The organism is Streptococcus symci (genome assembly GCF_006385165.1).
Taxonomy (GTDB): Bacteria; Bacillota; Bacilli; order Lactobacillales; family Streptococcaceae; genus Streptococcus; species Streptococcus symci.
The window spans coordinates 925,821-944,315 of the sequence record NZ_VFJA01000001.1; the positions used below are offsets into that span (position 1 = coordinate 925,821).

Genomic DNA, 18,495 nt, shown 5'->3' on the forward strand with positions numbered 1-18,495 from the left:
TCATTGATAAGTCTAGTATGCCATAAAGTTTCTAAAATTGCTTAGATTTGATACGAAAAAAAGATGAGATTGGTTTGTCTCATCTTTTATAGTGTTTTATTTCACAAAAGCATTGATTTCTGCTTCGATATTATCAATTTTAGCTTGTGATTCTTCGTTGGTTTCACCTACAACTGCAATGTAGAACTTGATTTTTGGTTCTGTCCCTGAAGGGCGAACGGCAATCCATGAACCGTCAGCAAGTGTGTATTTCAACACATCACTTGGAGGAGTTGTCAAGTTTGTAACAGTACCGTCAGCAGCAGTAGCTGTTTGAGCTTTGAAGTCTTCTACGACCGTAATAGCTGTTGCGTTCCATTCTTTTGGAGCATTGTTGCGGAATTTAGCCATAATCGTTTTGATTTGTTCTGCACCATCGACACCTGAAAGGGTAACAGAGATAGTCTTTTCAGCATAGTAGCCGTACTCTTTGTAGATTTCTTCGATGCCGTCAGCAAGAGTCAAACCACGTGAACGATAGTAAGCAGCAAGTTCAGCAACGACAAGAACAGCTTGGATAGCATCTTTATCACGTACGAATGGTTTTATCAAGTAACCGAAGCTTTCTTCAAATCCCATCATGTAAGTGTGATTGTGTTTTTCTTCGAATTCTTGGATTTTTTCAGCGATAAATTTGAAACCTGTCAAGACGTTGAACATAGTTGCGCCGTAACTTTCAGCAATCTTCGTTACCAAGTCAGTTGATACGATAGATTTGCAAAGAGCCGCGTTTTCTGGAAGAGTTCCAGCGTTTTTGTGGGCTTCCAAGATGTATTTAGCCATGATAGCACCGATTTGGTTACCTGAAAGGTTGAGGTAGCTACCATCTTTTTGAAGAACTTCAACACCAACACGGTCAGCATCAGGGTCAGTTGCCACAAGAACATCTGCACCAACTTGACGACCAAGTTCTTCAGCAAGGGCAAAGGCTGCTTGGCTTTCTGGGTTTGGAGATTTTACAGTTGAGAAGTCTGGGTCAGCAGTTGCTTGTGCTTCAACGACTTGAACAGAGTCAAATCCTGCTTGGGCAAGAGCACGACGAGCTAACATTTCACCAGTACCATGAAGTGGTGTGTAGACAATCTTCATGTCTTTACCAAATTCTTCAATCAAGGCTGGGTTGATGTTTACGTCTTTGACTTCTTTGAGGTATTCTACGTCAACAGCTTCGCCGATAACTTCAATCAAGCCAGAAGCTTTTTCAGTTTCCACATCAGCAACTTCAACTGCAAATGGGTTTTCGATTGCACGGATATAAGTAGTCAAAGCGTCCGCGTCGTGTGGAGGCATTTGTCCACCGTCTTCACCGTAAACTTTGTAACCGTTAAATGGAGCAGGGTTGTGGCTGGCTGTGACCATGATACCTGCGAAACAGTTGAGGTGACGAACTGCAAATGAGAGTTCCGGAGTTGGACGAAGGCTTTCAAATACGTAAGATTTGATGCCGTGTTTAGCAAGAACTGCCGCAGATTCAAAGGCAAACTCAGGTGAGAAGTGACGGCTATCGTAGGCAATTGCCACACCACGTTCTTTTTCATTTCCACCTTTTGACTCAATCAAACGAGCCAATCCTTCAGTAGCTTGGCGAACAACGTAGATGTTGATGCGGTTTGTACCAGCACCAATCAGGCCACGCATACCTGCAGTACCAAATTCAAGGTTTGTATAGAAGGCATCTTCCTTCGTTTTTTCATCCATATTTTCCAAATCTTGACGAAGGTAGTCAGGAAGCTCCGCAAAATCAACCCATTTCTGGTAATTTTCTTGGTAAGACATTGAAATTCTCCTTTTTGTAAATTGTTTTAACCGTTCACATTATAGCACTTTTTAGCGTTTTAGTAAAACGTTAGCATGAGAGTCACTACTTTAATAAATCATTTTCCTCACGATATCTATCAGATTTAGTTTTCTGGTTTTCTATTGTATAAGCATAGGAAATAGATTTTAAAAAAAACATTTAGTGATTAGTTAGGCATTTATAATTTGTTCCACCAATTTTAGAAAGAATTCTATAATTTTTAGATTTTTTTAAACATTCGGTTTTCTGTTTTGAATATTATTATACCTATGGTATAATATCAGTAATAATAAAAGGAGACATTCTATTATGAAAAAAATTCTTAAGCATTCTGCTTTATTGTTATCAGCTTTAGCACTTGTTGCTTGTGGAACTTCGAAAAAAGCCAGCGACAACGGTACTGCATCAAATTCTAACTTTGAAATATCCGTTAAAGATGGAATGTTTGTATTGCCTAAGGATGAAAATTCATCTTCAAACTATCTTGCACTTCAAGTAGAAATCAAAAACAATCGTGACAAACAGTTCAGTTTTACTAGCCGCGATATCACTCTTTACAATGAAAAAGATGAAAAAGTAGAACCAATTCAAATGTATGATAGTGACAGTAAAACTAAATTCATGGATTATGGGGATAGTATTTCTAAAGGAAAAAGTGTAGCTGGCTATGTTGTCTATGAAGTTGATAAAAATGCTAAATATGAGCTTCATTTTGCACCTAGCTTCTATGAAGATATCAAAGAAAAATCTAATAAGAATAATGACGTAGCTATCAAAGTTGATCCAAGTAAGTACGAAGATCATATTGATGAAGCTAAAGAAGTAATGAAAAAGTATGTTGATGCGGTCTACCTTGATGGGGAAAGCTCAGGTGGTGGGAAAAAACTAAGCACTACTGACAATAAGGCTAAAGTTGTTCCCCTTGCAGATGATAAAAAATCATCTGATGGTGGAGCTGAATTCACTAATGATGTTAAGGCTGATAGGGAAGAATTCATTAAGAAATTTACAGAATCATTCGGAAAAAGTTTTTATAACTACAAACCTTCAGATTCAGAACTCCGCACCTTTGCTGAAGGATATATCAAAGCTAATGCTAAACGAGCAAAGGTAGAATACAAAGTAAAAACTTATTTGCCTGACTATGCAGTTATCTATGTAAGACCAGAAACAATTGACTTGGATAACTTAAATGTTTATGAACTAAGCCGTAAATTCTACGAAGAAAATAAAGGAAAATATGGTAACTATTCAGAAGCTATGAAAGCTGGTGAGAAGTATATTCTAGAAAATGCTCCAAGCCAATTTGAGTCTACTCCTCTAGATACTAGTGATAGTATGAGAAAAGAGGGGTATGAAATTAAAATGAGTAAAAAAGATGGGAAATGGACCATTGACACTTCTTCTAAGAACTATGATTTAAACGATATGGCTCGCACATTCCGTGGAGGGGTTGGTTATTAATATTAAAAGTTCGAGTTTTAAACTTGAACTTTTTTATTGCATTTGTATAAAATAGAAAAAGATAGTAAAATAGGTTTATGATTATTTTACAAGCTAATAAAATTGAACGTTCTTTTGCAGGAGAGGTTCTTTTTGATAATATCAACCTGCAGGTTGATGAACGAGATCGAATTGCCCTTGTTGGGAAAAATGGAGCAGGTAAGTCTACTCTTTTGAAGATTTTAGTTGGAGAAGAGGAGCCAACTAGTGGAGAAATCAATAAGAAAAAAGATATTTCTCTGTCTTACTTAGCCCAAGATAGCCGTTTTGAGTCTGAAAATACCATCTACGATGAAATGCTTTATGTCTTTGATGACTTGCGTCGGACTGAGAAACAACTTCGTCAGATGGAGTTGGAGATGGGTGAAAAGTCTGGTGAGGATTTGGATAAACTGATGTCAGATTACGACCGCTTATCTGAGAATTTTCGCCAAGCAGGTGGCTTTACCTATGAAGCTGATATTCGAGCGATTTTGAATGGTTTCAAGTTTGACGAGTCTATGTGGCAGATGAAAATTGCTGAGCTTTCGGGTGGTCAAAATACCCGTCTGGCGCTGGCCAAAATGCTTCTTGAAAAGCCAAATCTCTTGGTCTTGGACGAGCCAACCAACCACTTGGATATTGAAACCATAGCCTGGCTAGAGAATTACTTGGTAAACTATAGTGGTGCCCTCATTATTGTCAGCCACGACCGTTACTTCTTGGACAAGGTTGCGACGATTACGCTGGATTTGACCAAGCATTCCTTGGATCGCTATGTGGGCAATTACTCTCGTTTTGTCGAGTTGAAAGAGCAAAAACTAGCTACTGAGGCAAAAAATTATGAAAAGCAACAGAAGGAAATTGCTGCTCTAGAAGACTTTGTCAACCGCAATCTAGTCCGAGCTTCAACGACTAAACGTGCCCAATCCCGTCGTAAACAACTAGAAAAAATGGAACGTTTGGACAAGCCTAAAGCTGGCAAGAAAGCAGCCAATATGACCTTCCAGTCGGAAAAAAGCTCTGGTAATGTTGTCTTGACTGTTGAAAATGCGGCTATTGGCTATGACGGGGAAGTACTGTCAGAGCCTATCAACCTAGACCTTCGTAAAATGAATGCTGTTGCTATTGTTGGACCAAACGGCATTGGAAAGTCAACCTTTATCAAATCTATTGTGGAGCAGATTCCTTTTATCAAGGGTGAAAAGCGCTTTGGTGCCAATGTTGAGGTCGGTTACTATGACCAAACCCAAAGCAAGTTGACACCAAGTAATACTGTACTGGATGAACTCTGGAATGATTTTAAGCTGACGCCAGAAGTTGAAATTCGTAATCGTCTTGGTTCCTTCCTTTTCTCAGGAGATGATGTTAAAAAATCAGTCGGCATGTTGTCTGGGGGCGAGAAAGCTCGTTTGCTTTTGGCTAAATTGTCTATGGAAAACAACAACTTCTTGATTCTGGATGAGCCGACCAACCACTTGGATATTGATAGCAAGGAAGTGTTGGAAAATGCCCTGATTGACTTTGATGGAACTCTTCTATTCGTCAGCCATGACCGTTACTTTATCAATCGTGTGGCAACTCATGTTTTGGAATTGTCTGAGAATGGCTCGACTCTCTACCTTGGAGACTACGACTACTATGTTGAGAAGAAAGCAGAAGTAGAAATGACTCAGGCTTTGGAAGCTTCAACTAGCAATCAAGTAAAAGAAGCAAGTCCAGTCAATGACTACCAAGCCCAGAAAGAAAGTCAAAAAGAGGTTCGCAAACTCATGCGACAAATTGAAAATCTAGAAGCTGAAATAGAAGAGTTAGAAAGTCAAAGCCAAGCCATTTCTGAACAAATGTTGGAAACAAACGATGCAGGTAAACTCATGGAATTGCAGGCTGAGCTGGACAAAATCAGCCACCGTCAGGAAGAAGCCATGCTTGAATGGGAAGAATTATCAGAGCAGGTGTAAAGATGGAACATCTTGGAAAAGTATTTCGTGAATTTCGAACAAGTAGAAATTATTCTTTAAAGGAGGCGGCAGGGGAGTCCTGTTCAACCTCCCAGTTATCTCGATTTGAGCTTGGGGAGTCTGATATAGCAGTTTCACGTTTCTTTGAGATTTTGGATAACATTCATGTCACAATCGAAAATTTCATGGATAAGGCTAGGGATTTCCATTATCATGAACATGTTGCCATGATGGGACAAATTGTGCCCCTTTACTATTCAAATGATATTGCAGGTTTTCAAAAGCTTCAAAGAGAACAACTTGAAAAGGCTAAGAGTTCGACGAATCTCCTTTATTTTGAGCTGAACTGGATTTTGCTACAAGGTCTGATTTGTCAAAGAGATTCGAGTTATCATATGGAGCAGGATGATTTAGATAAGGTAGCAGATTATCTCTTTAAGACAGAAGAATGGACAATGTATGAGTTGATTCTTTTCGGGAACCTCTATAGTTTCTACGATGTGGACTATGTCACTCGGATTGGTAGAGAAGTTATGGAGAGGGAGGGATTTTATCAAGAAATTGGTCGCCATAGAAAACTGGTCTTGATTTTAGCCCTTAATTGTTACCAGCATTGTTTAGAGCATCTTTCTTTCGAAAATGCAAGCTATTTTGAGACTTATACAGAGAAGATTATTGGTAAAGGGATCAAACTGTATGAGCGTAATATTTTCCATTATCTAAAAGGCTTTTCCTTGTACCAAAAAGGACAGTGTAAAGAAGGCTGTAAGCAGATGCAAGAGGCCTTGCGTATTTTTGACCTACTAGGTCTTCCAGAGCAAGTAGCCTACTATCAAGAACACTACGAAAAATTTGTCAAAGATTAATTTTCCCAAATAAGGGAAAAAATAAAAAGCTCCTTTCAGTTTTGATACAATAGTTTCAAAATTTGAGAGGAGTTTTTATATGAATCGCTATGCAGTACAGTTGATTAGCCGTGGAGCTGTTAACAAGATAGGGAATATGCTCTATGATTATGGAAATAGTGTTTGGTTGGCTTCCATGGGAACTATCGGACAGACAGTTTTAGGAATGTATCAGATCTCTGAACTCGTCACATCTATTCTCGTAAATCCCTTTGGTGGAGTCATTTCAGACCGTTTTTCTCGTCGTAAGATTTTAATGGTGGCAGACCTTGTTTGTGGAATTCTTTGTCTGGCTATTTCTTTCATAAGGAATGATAGCTGGATGATTGGGGCTTTGATTTTTGCCAACATTGTTCAGGCTATTGCTTTTGCCTTTTCTAGACCTGCAAATAAGGCCATTATCACAGAATTGGTAGAGAAGGATGAACTGGTCCTCTACAATTCTCGTTTGGAGTTGGTCTTGCAGGTTGTCAGTGTTAGTTCCCCTGTACTCTCTTTTCTGGTTTTACAATTCGCAAGTCTCCATCTGACGCTCTTACTAGATGCTTTGACTTTTTTTATAGCATTTGTTCTAGTGGCCTTACTTCCAAAAGAAGAACCAATGGTTCAAGATAAGAAACCTTTTACTGGGAAAGATATTTTTGCGGATATCAAAGATGGCTTGCACTATATCTGGCATCAAAAAGAGATTTTCTTTCTTCTGTTAGTGGCTTCCAGCGTTAATTTCTTTTTTGCGGCTTTTGAGTTTTTGCTTCCCTTTTCGAATCAGCTTTACGGGTCAGAAGGAGCGTATGCAAGTATTTTAACTATGGGGGCTATTGGTTCCATCATTGGGGCTCTTCTAGCTAGTAAAATTAAAGCTAATGTTTATAATCTTTTGATTTTACTAGCTTTGACAGGTGTCGGAGTTTTTATGATGGGATTACCACTGGCAACTTTTCTTTCCTTTTCTGGAAATTTAGTTTGTGAATTGTTTATGACGATTTTTAATATTCACTTTTTTACTCGAGTACAAACCAAGGTTGAGAGCGAATTTCTTGGGAGGGTACTGAGTACAATTTTTACCTTAGCTATTCTATTTATGCCTATTGCAAAAGGATTTATGACAGTCTTGCCAAGTGTACATCTCTCTTCTTTCCTGATAATTGGAAGTGGTGTTATCATCTTGTCTTGTATATCGTTTATTTATGTTCGAACTCATTTTGAAAAATTGATATAAAGCTGCTTGAGTTTTAAAAATAATTCCAATCTAAGTATTTTTTCCGCTCTTCTCGTTTGTGAGGAGGGCTTGTTTTATGGTAAAATGGTTTTATGAATAAAAGAATGAATGAGTTAGTCGCCTTGCTCAATCGCTATGCGACTGAGTACTATACCAGCGATAATCCGTCGGTTTCAGACAGTGAGTATGATCGCCTTTACCGAGAGTTGGTTGAGTTAGAAACTGCCTATCCAGATCAAGTGTTAGCAGATAGTCCTACCCATCGTGTTGGTGGCAAGATTTTAGATGGTTTTGAAAAATACAGTCATCAGTATCCTCTTTATAGTTTGCAGGATGCTTTTTCACGTGAGGAGCTTGAAGCTTTTGATGCGCGTGTTCGTAAGGAAGTGGCTCATCCGACCTATATTTGTGAGTTGAAAATCGATGGCTTATCTATCTCGCTGACGTATGAAAAGGGGATTTTGGTTTCTGGGGCAACACGTGGAGATGGTTCTATTGGTGAAAATATCACTGAAAATCTCAAACGTGTTAAGGACATTCCTTTGACCTTGCCAGAAGAACTTGATATTACAGTTCGTGGGGAATGTTATATGCCACGCTCTTCTTTTGACCAGGTCAACCAAGCACGACAAGAAAATGGAGAGCCTGAATTTGCTAATCCTCGCAATGCTGCAGCAGGCACACTGCGTCAGCTGGATACAGCAGTAGTAGCCAAGCGCAATCTTGCCACATTTCTCTATCAAGAAGCCAGCCCTTCAACTCGTGACAGCCAAGAAAAGGTTTTGAAGCACCTTGAACAACTAGGTTTTGTAGTTAATCCAAAGCGAATCTTGGCTGAAAACATAGATGAAATCTGGAATTTTATCCAAGAAGTAGGACAAGAACGGGAAAATCTCCCTTATGATATCGATGGGGTGGTGATCAAGGTCAACGACCTAGCAAGTCAAGAAGAACTTGGTTTTACCGTTAAGGCTCCAAAGTGGGCAGTAGCCTATAAGTTTCCTGCTGAGGAAAAAGAAGCTAAACTCCTGTCGGTTGACTGGACAGTTGGCCGTACGGGCGTTGTGACTCCAACTGCCAATCTGACCCCTGTTCAGCTAGCTGGTACAACTGTTAGCCGTGCGACCCTACACAATGTGGATTATATCGCTGAAAAAGATATCCGAAAAGATGATACGGTTATCGTTTATAAGGCTGGAGATATCATCCCTGCTGTTTTACGTGTGGTAGAGTCAAAACGGGTTTCTGAAGAAAAACTGGATATCCCTACAAACTGTCCAAGTTGTGACTCTGATTTGTTGCACTTTGAAGATGAAGTGGCTCTCCGTTGTATCAATCCGCGTTGCCCTGCTCAAATCATGGAAGGCTTGATTCACTTTGCCTCTCGAGATGCCATGAATATTACAGGCCTTGGTCCTTCTATAGTTGAGAAACTCTTTGCTGCTAATCTAGTCAAGGATGTGGCAGATATTTACCGTTTGAAAGAAGACGATTTCCTCCTTTTAGAGGGGGTTAAGGAAAAGTCCGCTGCTAAACTGTATCAAGCCATTCAAGCATCTAAGGAAAATTCTGCCGAGAAACTCTTGTTTGGTTTGGGAATTCGCCATGTCGGAAGCAAGGCCAGTCAGCTGTTACTTCAACATTTTCATTCAATCGAAAATCTGGCTCAGGCAGATCCAGAGGAAGTGGCTAGTATTGAAAGTTTGGGTGGTGTGATTGCCAAAAGTCTTCAGACTTATTTTGCGACAGAAGGCTCTGAAATTCTCCTCAGAGAATTAAAAGAAGCTGGAGTCAATCTGGACTATAAAGGACAGATTGTAGTAGCGGATGCAGCCTTGTCAGGTTTAACAGTTGTATTGACTGGCAAATTGGAACGGCTAAAGCGCTCAGAAGCTAAAATCAAACTAGAAAGTCTGGGTGCCAAAGTGACAGGCAGTGTTTCTAAAAAGACCGACCTAGTCGTGGCAGGAGCAGATGCTGGAAGTAAACTTCAAAAGGCAAAAGAACTTGGTATCGAGGTTCGAGACGAAGCTTGGCTAGAAAGTCTGTAATGATTGTTAAAAATCAGAGTTTAGACAGTATAACTAGTTTGTTAATCGGGACAAAATCGGTAAAGATTTTATTAGAAAAATAGAAAGAAAATAGAAGTAAAAAGGAAAAATAAGAAATGTTTAATTACCCTATGCGCATTCATTACCATCGCAAGAATGGAGAATACGACACTTGTTCTTTTGTAAAAAGTCAGGACCAGCGAATTGATTTGCTGACCTACAAAGAAGATTATTTTGGTGCTTTATTTAGTTTTGAACACCCAAGCGCTCATGCCTTAGAAAGTTTGAATTTTGTGGTTCATACAGGCCAAACCAGTAAAGAATATGCTATCCGATTTAATCACTATCCCCTCTTAACAGAGGTCTGGATTTTGGAAGGGGATGACAGGATTTATTACTCTGAAAATCCTGCTATTGCAAGTCCTTTCTATAAAAATCAAAATCCTTTTGCCTTTGACAAGGCTATTAACAGTGCTAGTTTTGACCATCATTGGGGTTACCAAGGGGAATTGGGTTGCCGTTTAGAGAGCAATCAGGCTCATTTTTCTCTTTGGGCTCCAACAGCGACAGAAGTGCAGGTTGTCGTTTATGAATCAGCTACTAATAATGCTCCTGTTTGGAAGACCTTTGAGATGGAGAGAGGCAATAGCTACTCCTATAATCATAAGAACAATACAATCGGTGTCTGGAGTTTGGATGTTGAGGAAGATTTGACTGGCAAAGCTTATCAGTATCAAGTTCAATTCCCCCATCACCAAACATTGACACGTGATCCTTACACAATTGCGACCAGTCCTGATGGCAAACGTTCAGCTATCCTTAGCCATGCAGAAAAGCAAGTTGAAAACTTTGAGGTTAAGAACGGTTCTGATGCTACTTGGCGCTTGGCAAATCCATGTAAGGCAGTTATTTGTGAAATGCACATTCGTGATTTGACCAAATCACCGACCTCAGGTGTAGATGAACATCTTAGAGGAACTTTCTTGGGTGCTGCTCAAACTGGAACAGTTAACCAGTACGGTCAGTCAACTGCTTTTGATTACATCAAGAAGCTGGGCTACAATTATGTTCAGTTGCAACCAATTGCAGACCGTCATAAAGAATACGATGCGGATGGGAATGTGACCTACAACTGGGGTTATGACCCACAAAACTATAACGCACCAGAAACGAGCCTTTCAACAAACCCAGATGATCCCGCCCAGGTTATTCGTGATTTGAAGACCATGGTTCAAGCCTATCACGATGCAGGCATTGGTGTCATTATGGATGTGGTCTATAACCATACCTTCTCAGTTGTTGATGCACCTTTCCAAACAACTGTCCCTGATTACTATTATCGTATGAACCCAGACGGTACCTTCCAGAATGGAACGGGTGTTGGAAATGAAACAGCCAGTGAACACGAAATGTTCCGCAAGTACATGATTGATTCTCTTCTATACTGGGTGCAGGAATACAATATTGACGGCTTCCGTTTTGATTTGATGGGGATTCATGATGTTAAGACCATGCAGATGATTCGTCAGAGCTTGGATGAAATTGACCCTAACATTATCCTTTATGGAGAAGGTTGGGATATGGGAACAGGTCTTGCACCTTATGATAAGGCTAAGAAAGACAATGCCTACCAGATGCCAAATATCGGTTTCTTTAACGACAATCAGCGTGATGCTGTCAAAGGTGGAGAAGTTTATGGTGCTATCAAGTCAGGTTTTGTTAGTGGTGCTGCTACGGAGCCAATTCTAGCTAAAGCAATCCTAGGAAGTCGTGAATTATGCACCTATACACATCCAAATCAGGTGCTTAACTATGTAGAGGCTCATGACAATTACAATCTTCACGATTTGTTGGCAACCCTACATCCAGACCAAAGTTCAGAACAAATCATGCGCAAGGTTGAGACAGCCACAGCTATGAACCTACTCATGCAAGGGATGGCCTTTATGGAAATCGGTCAAGAATTTGGTCGTACCAAACTGGTTGCGACTGGTGAAAATGGTGAGCTGACCCATGATGATAGAGAACGTGCTATGAATAGCTATAACGCTCCTGACAGTGTGAACCAAGTCAACTGGGACTTGATTAATGAGCGTCAAGATAGTATTGAGTTTATCCGTCAGATGATTCGATTGAAGACAGAAAGCAGTGCCTTTTCTTACCCAACTTATGATGAGATTTACCATCATGTTTTTGTTCATTCAGCCCATGAACATAGTGGTTGGATTGTCTATGAGATTCAAGGGGAAGAACATTTACTGATTGTATTTAATGCTAAAGGGCAAAACTTCCAGTTTGAAAATGCTGGAAATCTAGAACTATTGGTGACCAATAGCCATTTAAGTGATAAAGACATGGTTGGTGGCGTCAGTGCCAGCGTCTTTAAAGTTTTGTAGAATAGATTTACAATTTAAATTCATTTGTGGTGTTTTATCTGTTAATAAAATCAGGAGATTCGTTTCCTGATTTATTTTTTTACTTTAAATTATATTTTTGTTAGCTAAATAACGAACTTTATGATAGTATTATAAAAAAACAATTCGTTTTCATAGCGTTTCTGAAAATTTCTTGATTTACAAGTGAACACATCAGTGAATTTGTTGAAGACTTTCAAAAGATTTTTTTGCAAATTCCGTAATTTACTTGAATCTTCCCTAAAAAGGTAGTATAATAAATCTATAGAAAACGCTTACAGAAACAGGAGGGTGTATGGATAAGAATAATGCTTTAAAAACCTTTATGACAGGTGAAAATTTTCACCTCCAGCACTATCTGGGAGCTCATAGGGAGGAAAAAAATGGTGTGTATGGCTATACTTTCCGAGTTTGGGCGCCTAATGCTCAGGCTGTTCACTTGGTAGGGGATTTCACCAATTGGGTTGAAAATCAAATTCTGATGGAACGGAATGAATTTGGAGTCTGGGAAGTCTTTACCAGTCTTGCTCAAGAAGGCCAAATTTATAAGTACCATATCACGCGTGCAAATGGTCATCAGCTGATGAAGATTGACCCTTTGGCTGTTCGATATGAGGCACGACCTGGTACTGGGGCTATTTTAACAGATATTCCAGAAAAGAAATGGAAGGATGGTCTCTGGCTAGCTCGTAGAAAACGCTTGAGCTTTGAAGAGCGTCCTGTCAATATTTACGAGGCTCATGCTGGCTCTTGGAAGAGAAATACTGACGGTAGCCCCTATACTTTTGCTCAATTGAAAGATGAACTCATTCCTTACTTGGTTGAGATGAATTATACTCACATTGAGTTTATGCCCCTGATGTCTCACCCACTAGGTTTGAGTTGGGGCTATCAGCTTATGGGTTACTTTGCTCTAGAGCATGCCTATGGTCGTCCTGAAGAATTTCAAGATTTTGTTGAGGAATGCCATTTAAACAATATTGGCGTTATTGTAGACTGGGTACCTGGTCACTTTACTATTAATGATGATGCCTTGGCTTACTATGATGGGACACCGACTTTTGAATACCAAGATCATAATAAGGCTCATAACTACGGTTGGGGAGCACTCAATTTTGACCTTGGAAAGAATGAAGTCCAGTCTTTCTTGATTTCTAGTATTAAGTTTTGGATTGACTTTTACCATTTGGACGGTATTCGCGTGGATGCGGTTAGCAACATGCTCTATCTTGACTACGATGATGCTCCATGGACGCCTAATAAAGATGGTGGTAATCTCAACTACGAGGGATATTATTTCTTAAAACGTTTGAACGATATCATTAAACAAGCTCATCCAGACGTTATGATGATAGCTGAGGAAAGTTCATCAGCTACTCAGATTACGGACACCAAGGATTCAGATGGTCTTGGCTTTGACTACAAATGGAATATGGGTTGGATGAATGACATCCTCCGTTTCTACGAAGAAGATCCGATTTACCGTAAATATGACTTTAATTTGGTGACTTTCAGCTTTATGTATGTCTTCAAGGAGAATTATCTCCTACCATTCTCGCACGATGAAGTGGTTCATGGAAAGAAGAGTATGATGCACAAGATGTGGGGAGATCGCTACAATCAATTTGCAGGTTTACGCAATCTCTACACTTACCAAATTTGTCACCCTGGTAAAAAATTGCTCTTCATGGGTAGTGAATATGGGCAATTCCTAGAATGGAAATCTGAAGAACAGTTGGAATGGTCAAACCTAGAAGATCCAATAAATGCGAAGATGAAGTATTTCACTTCTCAGCTAAACCAGTTTTACAAAGACCATCGCTGTCTGTGGGAAATTGATAATAGTTATGATGGTATTGAAATCATCGATGCGGATAATCGAGACCAGAGTGTTCTTTCCTTCATCCGTAAGGGTAAGAAGGATGATATGTTAGTCTGTATCTTTAATATGGCACCTGTTGAACGAAAAGATTTTACAATCGGACTTCCTGTTGCAGGGATTTACGAAGAAGTCTGGAATACTGAGTTAGAAGAGTGGGGAGGCGTTTGGAAAGAACATAATCAAACTGTTCAAACGCAAGAAGGACTATGGAAAGATTATGAGCAGACCTTGACCTTTACCCTACCGGCTATGGGAGCAAGTGTTTGGAAAATCAAACGTCGCTTGAAACCTACTAAAACAGTCACAAGTAAAAACCAAAAAGGAGTAGAAAATGAAGAATGAAATGTTAGCTTTGATTCTTGCTGGTGGGCAAGGAACTCGTCTCGGTAAACTCACTCAAAGCATTGCAAAACCAGCTGTGCAATTTGGTGGGCGCTACCGTATCATTGACTTTGCTCTTTCAAACTGTGCCAACTCAGGCATTAACAATGTTGGAGTCATTACACAGTACCAACCACTTGCTCTCAACAATCATATTGGGAATGGTTCAAGTTGGGGACTAGACGGTATCAATTCAGGTGTCTCTATTCTTCAACCTTATTCTGCAAGTGAAGGAAATCGTTGGTTTGAGGGGACTAGCCACGCTATTTACCAAAATATTGATTATATCGACAGTGTCAACCCTGAGTATGTCTTGATTCTATCTGGGGACCACATCTACAAAATGGACTATGATGATATGCTCCAGTCACACAAGGATAATAATGCTAGTTTGACAGTAGCAGTTCTTGATGTTCCTCTTAAGGAAGCTAGCCGTTTTGGTATCATGAATACAGATGCAAACAATCGTATTGTTGAATTTGAAGAAAAACCAGCTCAACCTAAATCTACCAAAGCTTCTATGGGGATCTATATCTTTGATTGGCAACGTCTCCGCAATATGCTCGTTGCTGCTGAAAAGAGCAATGTCGATATGTCAGACTTTGGTAAAAATGTCATTCCAAATTACCTTGAGTCAGGTGAAAGTGTTTATGCCTACGAATTTAATGGTTACTGGAAAGATGTTGGTACGATTGAGTCTCTTTGGGAAGCTAACATGGAATATATTTCACCAGAAAATGCCTTGGATAGCCGTAACCGTCAATGGAAGATTTACTCAAGAAACTTAATTTCACCACCAAACTTCCTTGGGGCAAATGCTCATGTGGAAGATTCCTTGGTTGTCGATGGCTGTTTCGTAGATGGAACTGTTAAACATTCTATCCTCTCAACAGGTGCGCAAGTTCGCGAAGGGGCAGAAGTAGTAGATTCAGTTATCATGAGTGGTGCAATTGTCGGTCAGGGAGCTAAAATCAAACGTGCCATTATTGGTGAAGGTGCAGTTATTTCTGATGGTGTCGAAATTGATGGAACAGAAGAAGTACAAGTTGTAGGATATGATGAAGTAGTGGGGGTAGCAACAGATGAAGATTGATAAATATTCTGCCATTTTAGGAAACACAGTTGGTTTTCATGATATGTCAACATTGACCGACCACCGTCCAGTAGCTAGTTTGCCATTTGGTGGTAAATATCGTTTGATCGACTTCCCGCTCTCAAGTCTTGCTAATGCTGGTGTGCGTAGCATTTTCGGTATTTTCCAACAAGACAATATCAGTTCAGTCTTTGACCATATCCGTTCTGGTCGTGAGTGGGGATTGTCAACTCTTCTTAGCCACTACTATCTAGGTATTTACAATACCCGTGTGGAAAGTAGTACAGTTGGAAAAGAATACTACCAACAGCTTCTTACTTATTTGAAACGTTCCGGCTCAAACCAAACAGTGTCACTTAACTGTGATGTTTTGATTAATATTGATCTGAACCAAGTTTTCCACCTACACAGTACAACAAAAGGGCCTATTACTGTAGTTTATAAAAAACTAGCTAAGAAAGACATTTCAGAAGTAAATGCAATCTTGGAAGTGGATGAAACTGACCATGTTCGTTCTCACAAACTCTTTGACAGCAAATCAACAGATGAAGTTTACAATATGTCCACAGATATCTTTGTCGTAGATACACCTTGGTTGATTGAACGCTTAGAAGAAGAAGCTAAGAAAGAACATCCAGAGAAATTGCGTTATGTTTTACGAGATTTGGCTGCAAAAGAAGGTGCTTTTGCCTACGAATACACAGGTTATTTGGCAAATATTCACTCTGTAGAGTCTTATTACCAAGCTAATAAAGATATGCTTGAATCACAAAAATTCTACTCTCTCTTCTCACCAAATCAAAAGATTTATACAAAGGTCAAAAACGAAGAGCCAACTTACTATGCCAATACATCTAAGGTAAGTACTTCTCAGTTTGCCTCTGGTAGTATCATTGAAGGTCAAGTGGCTAATTCCGTTCTATCACGTAATATTCATGTCCATAAGGATAGCCTGGTTAAAGATAGCCTACTCTTCCCTCGTGTTGTTATTGGAGAAGGGGCTCAGGTCGAATATGCTATCTTGGACAAGGGTGTTGAAGTTGAGCCTGGTGCTGTGATTCGAGGAACGGCAGAACATCCAGTTGTCGTTAAGAAAGGTAGCAAAGTAAAAGAGGATATTCATTCATGAAAATTTTATTTGTAGCAGCAGAGGGTGCACCCTTTTCAAAAACAGGTGGTTTGGGAGACGTTATTGGCGCTCTTCCCAAATCACTTGTAAAATCTGGGCACGAAGTTGCAGTGATTTTACCCTACTATGACATGGTAGAGGCTAAATTTGGAAATCAGATTGAAGATGTTCTTCATTTTGAGGTGAGTGTTGGTTGGCGCAGACAGTACTGTGGGATTAAGAAAACCGTCTTAAACGGTGTAACCTTCTACTTTATTGACAACCAATATTATTTCTTCCGTGGTCATGTTTACGGTGATTTTGACGATGGGGAACGTTTCGCTTTCTTCCAACTGGCTGCCATTGAGGCTATGGAAAGGATTGACTTTATTCCTGACCTTCTCCATGTTCATGACTACCATACAGCTATGATTCCTTTCTTGTTGAAAGAAAAATACCGTTGGATTCAAGCCTATGAGGGAATTAAAACAGTTTTAACCATTCATAACTTAGAATTCCAAGGACAATTTTCAGAAGGAATGTTATGGGATTTGTTTGGAGTTGGCTTTGAACGGTACGCAGATGGAACCCTTCGCTGGAATAACTGTTTAAACTGGATGAAGGCTGGCATTCTTTATGCGGATCGTGTTTCAACAGTTTCACCTAGCTATGCTCATGAAATTATGACCAGTCAGTTCGGATGTAACTTGGATCAGATTCTTAGAATGGAATCTGGCAAGGTATCTGGTATCGTGAATGGGATTGATGCTGATCTTTATAATCCTCAGACGGATGCTCTTTTAGACTATCATTTTAATCAGGAAGATTTGTCTGGAAAAGCCCAAAATAAGGCAAAATTGCAAGAGAGAGTAGGCTTGCCAGTTAGAGCTGACGTTCCACTGGTGGGAATTGTTTCTCGTTTGACACGTCAAAAAGGTTTTGATGTGGTGGTCGAAAGTCTTCACCATATCTTGCAAAATGATGTTCAGATTGTTCTTTTGGGAACTGGAGATCCAGCCTTTGAAGGTGCTTTCTCATGGTTTGCTCAGATTTACCCAGACAAGCTATCAGCAAATATCACTTTTGATGTCAAACTTGCTCAAGAAATCTACGCTGCTTGTGACCTCTTCCTCATGCCAAGTCGTTTTGAACCGTGTGGCTTGTCTCAGATGATGGCTATGCGTTACGGAACCTTGCCATTGGTCCATGAAGTTGGTGGTTTGCGAGATACAGTTAAAGCCTTCAATCCAATCGAAGGAAACGGTACTGGATTTAGCTTTGACAATCTATCTCCTTATTGGTTAAATTGGACTTTCCAAACAGCATTGGACTTGTATAGACACCATCCTGACGTTTGGAGAAATCTACAAAAACAAGCTATGGAGTGTGATTTCTCATGGGATACAGCCTGCAAGTCATATCTAGACTTGTACCAAAGCTTAGTTAATTAATAGATAAAATCGTATGATCACTTCATACGATTTTTAGGCTATTTAGAAAGGAGAACTGATGTCTCAAGTAAAAGGCTTGTGTGTCATGGATGTTGATGGGACCTTAATCCTAGAAGAAGTGATTGATCTTTTGGGTAGAGAGGCAGGTTGTGAGGAAGTAATTTCGCAGATTACAAGTCGGGCAATGCGAGGAAAGTTAGACTTTGAAAGCAGTTTAAGAAAAAGAGTGTCCTTGTTGGAAGGTCTTCCTGTTTCTGTATTTGATAAAGTTTTCGACTCTATTCATCCATCACCAAATACCCAGAAATTTATCTCTATTCTCCAAAAGAATGGCATCCTAGTCGGTCTGGTGTCCGGTGGATTTACTCCAATAGTTGAGAGATTAGCAAAATCTTTTGGAATTGTCTATTTTTCTGCCAACCAACTTGAAGTCAAAGACGGTCTTCTAACAGGAAAATTAGTTGGACAAATTATCAGTCCCGAGGTTAAAAAAGAGACTCTGGAACAATGGAGAGAGAAACTAAAACTTCCTAAAGAAAGAACGATTGCAATCGGTGATGGGGCCAATGACCTATTAATGTTGAAGTCTGCGGGACTAGGAATCGCCTTTTGTGCCAAAGAAGTGCTCAAAAAAGAAATACAACATCATGTTGACAAGAGGGATCTTTTAGAAGTACTTCCTTTGATTGACTGTTTAGAATGAGGGAAAAT

Annotated in this window: 12 protein-coding genes; 11 read left to right on the plus strand and 1 reads right to left on the minus strand. The window is 39.7% G+C overall.

What is annotated here, in order from left to right:
- Positions 1–96: 96 nt before the first annotated feature.
- Positions 97–1,815: a phospho-sugar mutase gene (locus tag FJN11_RS04500; protein WP_125851679.1), complete on the minus strand. Its 1,719-nt coding sequence runs from the start codon at positions 1,813–1,815 to the stop codon at positions 97–99.
- A 331-nt stretch (positions 1,816–2,146) separates the two neighbouring features.
- On the opposite strand from FJN11_RS04500, the gene FJN11_RS04505 reads away from it, so the two are divergent.
- From FJN11_RS04505 to serB, 11 genes are all read left to right on the plus strand, one after another.
- On the plus strand, positions 2,147–3,301 hold the full coding sequence (locus FJN11_RS04505; RefSeq protein ID WP_042751227.1) for a DUF4352 domain-containing protein: 1,155 nt from the start codon (positions 2,147–2,149) through the stop codon (positions 3,299–3,301).
- Between the two features lie 77 nt (positions 3,302–3,378).
- Entirely contained in the window at positions 3,379–5,280 is a 1,902-nt protein-coding gene (locus FJN11_RS04510; RefSeq protein ID WP_140224170.1) for an ABC transporter ATP-binding protein, read from the plus strand.
- A gap of 2 nt (positions 5,281–5,282) precedes the next feature.
- Positions 5,283–6,146, plus strand: a complete 864-nt coding sequence (locus FJN11_RS04515; RefSeq protein WP_140224202.1) for an XRE/MutR family transcriptional regulator — start codon at positions 5,283–5,285, stop codon at positions 6,144–6,146.
- Positions 6,147–6,225: 79 nt separating this feature from the next.
- Complete coding sequence (locus FJN11_RS04520; RefSeq protein WP_140224171.1) at positions 6,226–7,404, plus strand: MFS transporter; 1,179 nt, start codon at positions 6,226–6,228, stop codon at positions 7,402–7,404.
- Positions 7,405–7,496: 92 nt separating this feature from the next.
- Positions 7,497–9,455 (plus strand): NAD-dependent DNA ligase LigA, encoded by a 1,959-nt coding sequence (gene ligA / locus FJN11_RS04525; RefSeq protein ID WP_140224172.1) that lies wholly within the window; start codon positions 7,497–7,499, stop codon positions 9,453–9,455.
- A gap of 116 nt (positions 9,456–9,571) precedes the next feature.
- Entirely contained in the window at positions 9,572–11,851 is a 2,280-nt protein-coding gene (gene pulA, locus FJN11_RS04530) for a type I pullulanase (protein ID WP_140224173.1), read from the plus strand.
- A 313-nt stretch (positions 11,852–12,164) separates the two neighbouring features.
- On the plus strand, positions 12,165–14,093 hold the full coding sequence (gene glgB / locus FJN11_RS04535) for a 1,4-alpha-glucan branching protein GlgB (RefSeq protein WP_140224174.1): 1,929 nt from the start codon (positions 12,165–12,167) through the stop codon (positions 14,091–14,093).
- On the plus strand, positions 14,083–15,225 hold the full coding sequence (locus tag FJN11_RS04540; protein ID WP_020902830.1) for a glucose-1-phosphate adenylyltransferase: 1,143 nt from the start codon (positions 14,083–14,085) through the stop codon (positions 15,223–15,225). Before glgB ends, FJN11_RS04540 begins: the two co-directional genes overlap by 11 nt.
- Positions 15,215–16,354: a glucose-1-phosphate adenylyltransferase subunit GlgD gene (glgD, locus tag FJN11_RS04545; RefSeq protein WP_140224175.1), complete on the plus strand. Its 1,140-nt coding sequence runs from the start codon at positions 15,215–15,217 to the stop codon at positions 16,352–16,354. The genes FJN11_RS04540 and glgD overlap by 11 nt, the downstream gene beginning before the upstream one ends.
- Positions 16,351–17,784: a glycogen synthase GlgA gene (glgA, locus tag FJN11_RS04550; RefSeq protein ID WP_140224176.1), complete on the plus strand. Its 1,434-nt coding sequence runs from the start codon at positions 16,351–16,353 to the stop codon at positions 17,782–17,784. The genes glgD and glgA overlap by 4 nt, the downstream gene beginning before the upstream one ends.
- A 58-nt stretch (positions 17,785–17,842) precedes the next feature.
- On the plus strand, positions 17,843–18,487 hold the full coding sequence (gene serB, locus FJN11_RS04555) for a phosphoserine phosphatase SerB (RefSeq protein ID WP_140224177.1): 645 nt from the start codon (positions 17,843–17,845) through the stop codon (positions 18,485–18,487).
- Positions 18,488–18,495 lie beyond the last annotated feature (8 nt).

Coding starts and splice junctions, on each gene's coding strand:
- FJN11_RS04520 (WP_140224171.1), top strand. CDS start 6,226: ATGAATCGCTATGCAGTACAGTTGATTAGCCGTGGAGCTGTTAACAAG.
- FJN11_RS04540 (WP_020902830.1), top strand. CDS start 14,083: ATGAAGAATGAAATGTTAGCTTTGATTCTTGCTGGTGGGCAAGGAACT.
- ligA (WP_140224172.1), top strand. CDS start 7,497: ATGAATAAAAGAATGAATGAGTTAGTCGCCTTGCTCAATCGCTATGCG.
- FJN11_RS04510 (WP_140224170.1), top strand. CDS start 3,379: ATGATTATTTTACAAGCTAATAAAATTGAACGTTCTTTTGCAGGAGAG.
- FJN11_RS04515 (WP_140224202.1), top strand. CDS start 5,283: ATGGAACATCTTGGAAAAGTATTTCGTGAATTTCGAACAAGTAGAAAT.
- glgD (WP_140224175.1), top strand. CDS start 15,215: ATGAAGATTGATAAATATTCTGCCATTTTAGGAAACACAGTTGGTTTT.
- FJN11_RS04505 (WP_042751227.1), top strand. CDS start 2,147: ATGAAAAAAATTCTTAAGCATTCTGCTTTATTGTTATCAGCTTTAGCA.
- serB (WP_140224177.1), top strand. CDS start 17,843: ATGTCTCAAGTAAAAGGCTTGTGTGTCATGGATGTTGATGGGACCTTA.
- FJN11_RS04500 (WP_125851679.1), bottom strand. CDS start 1,815: ATGTCTTACCAAGAAAATTACCAGAAATGGGTTGATTTTGCGGAGCTT.
- pulA (WP_140224173.1), top strand. CDS start 9,572: ATGTTTAATTACCCTATGCGCATTCATTACCATCGCAAGAATGGAGAA.
- glgA (WP_140224176.1), top strand. CDS start 16,351: ATGAAAATTTTATTTGTAGCAGCAGAGGGTGCACCCTTTTCAAAAACA.
- glgB (WP_140224174.1), top strand. CDS start 12,165: ATGGATAAGAATAATGCTTTAAAAACCTTTATGACAGGTGAAAATTTT.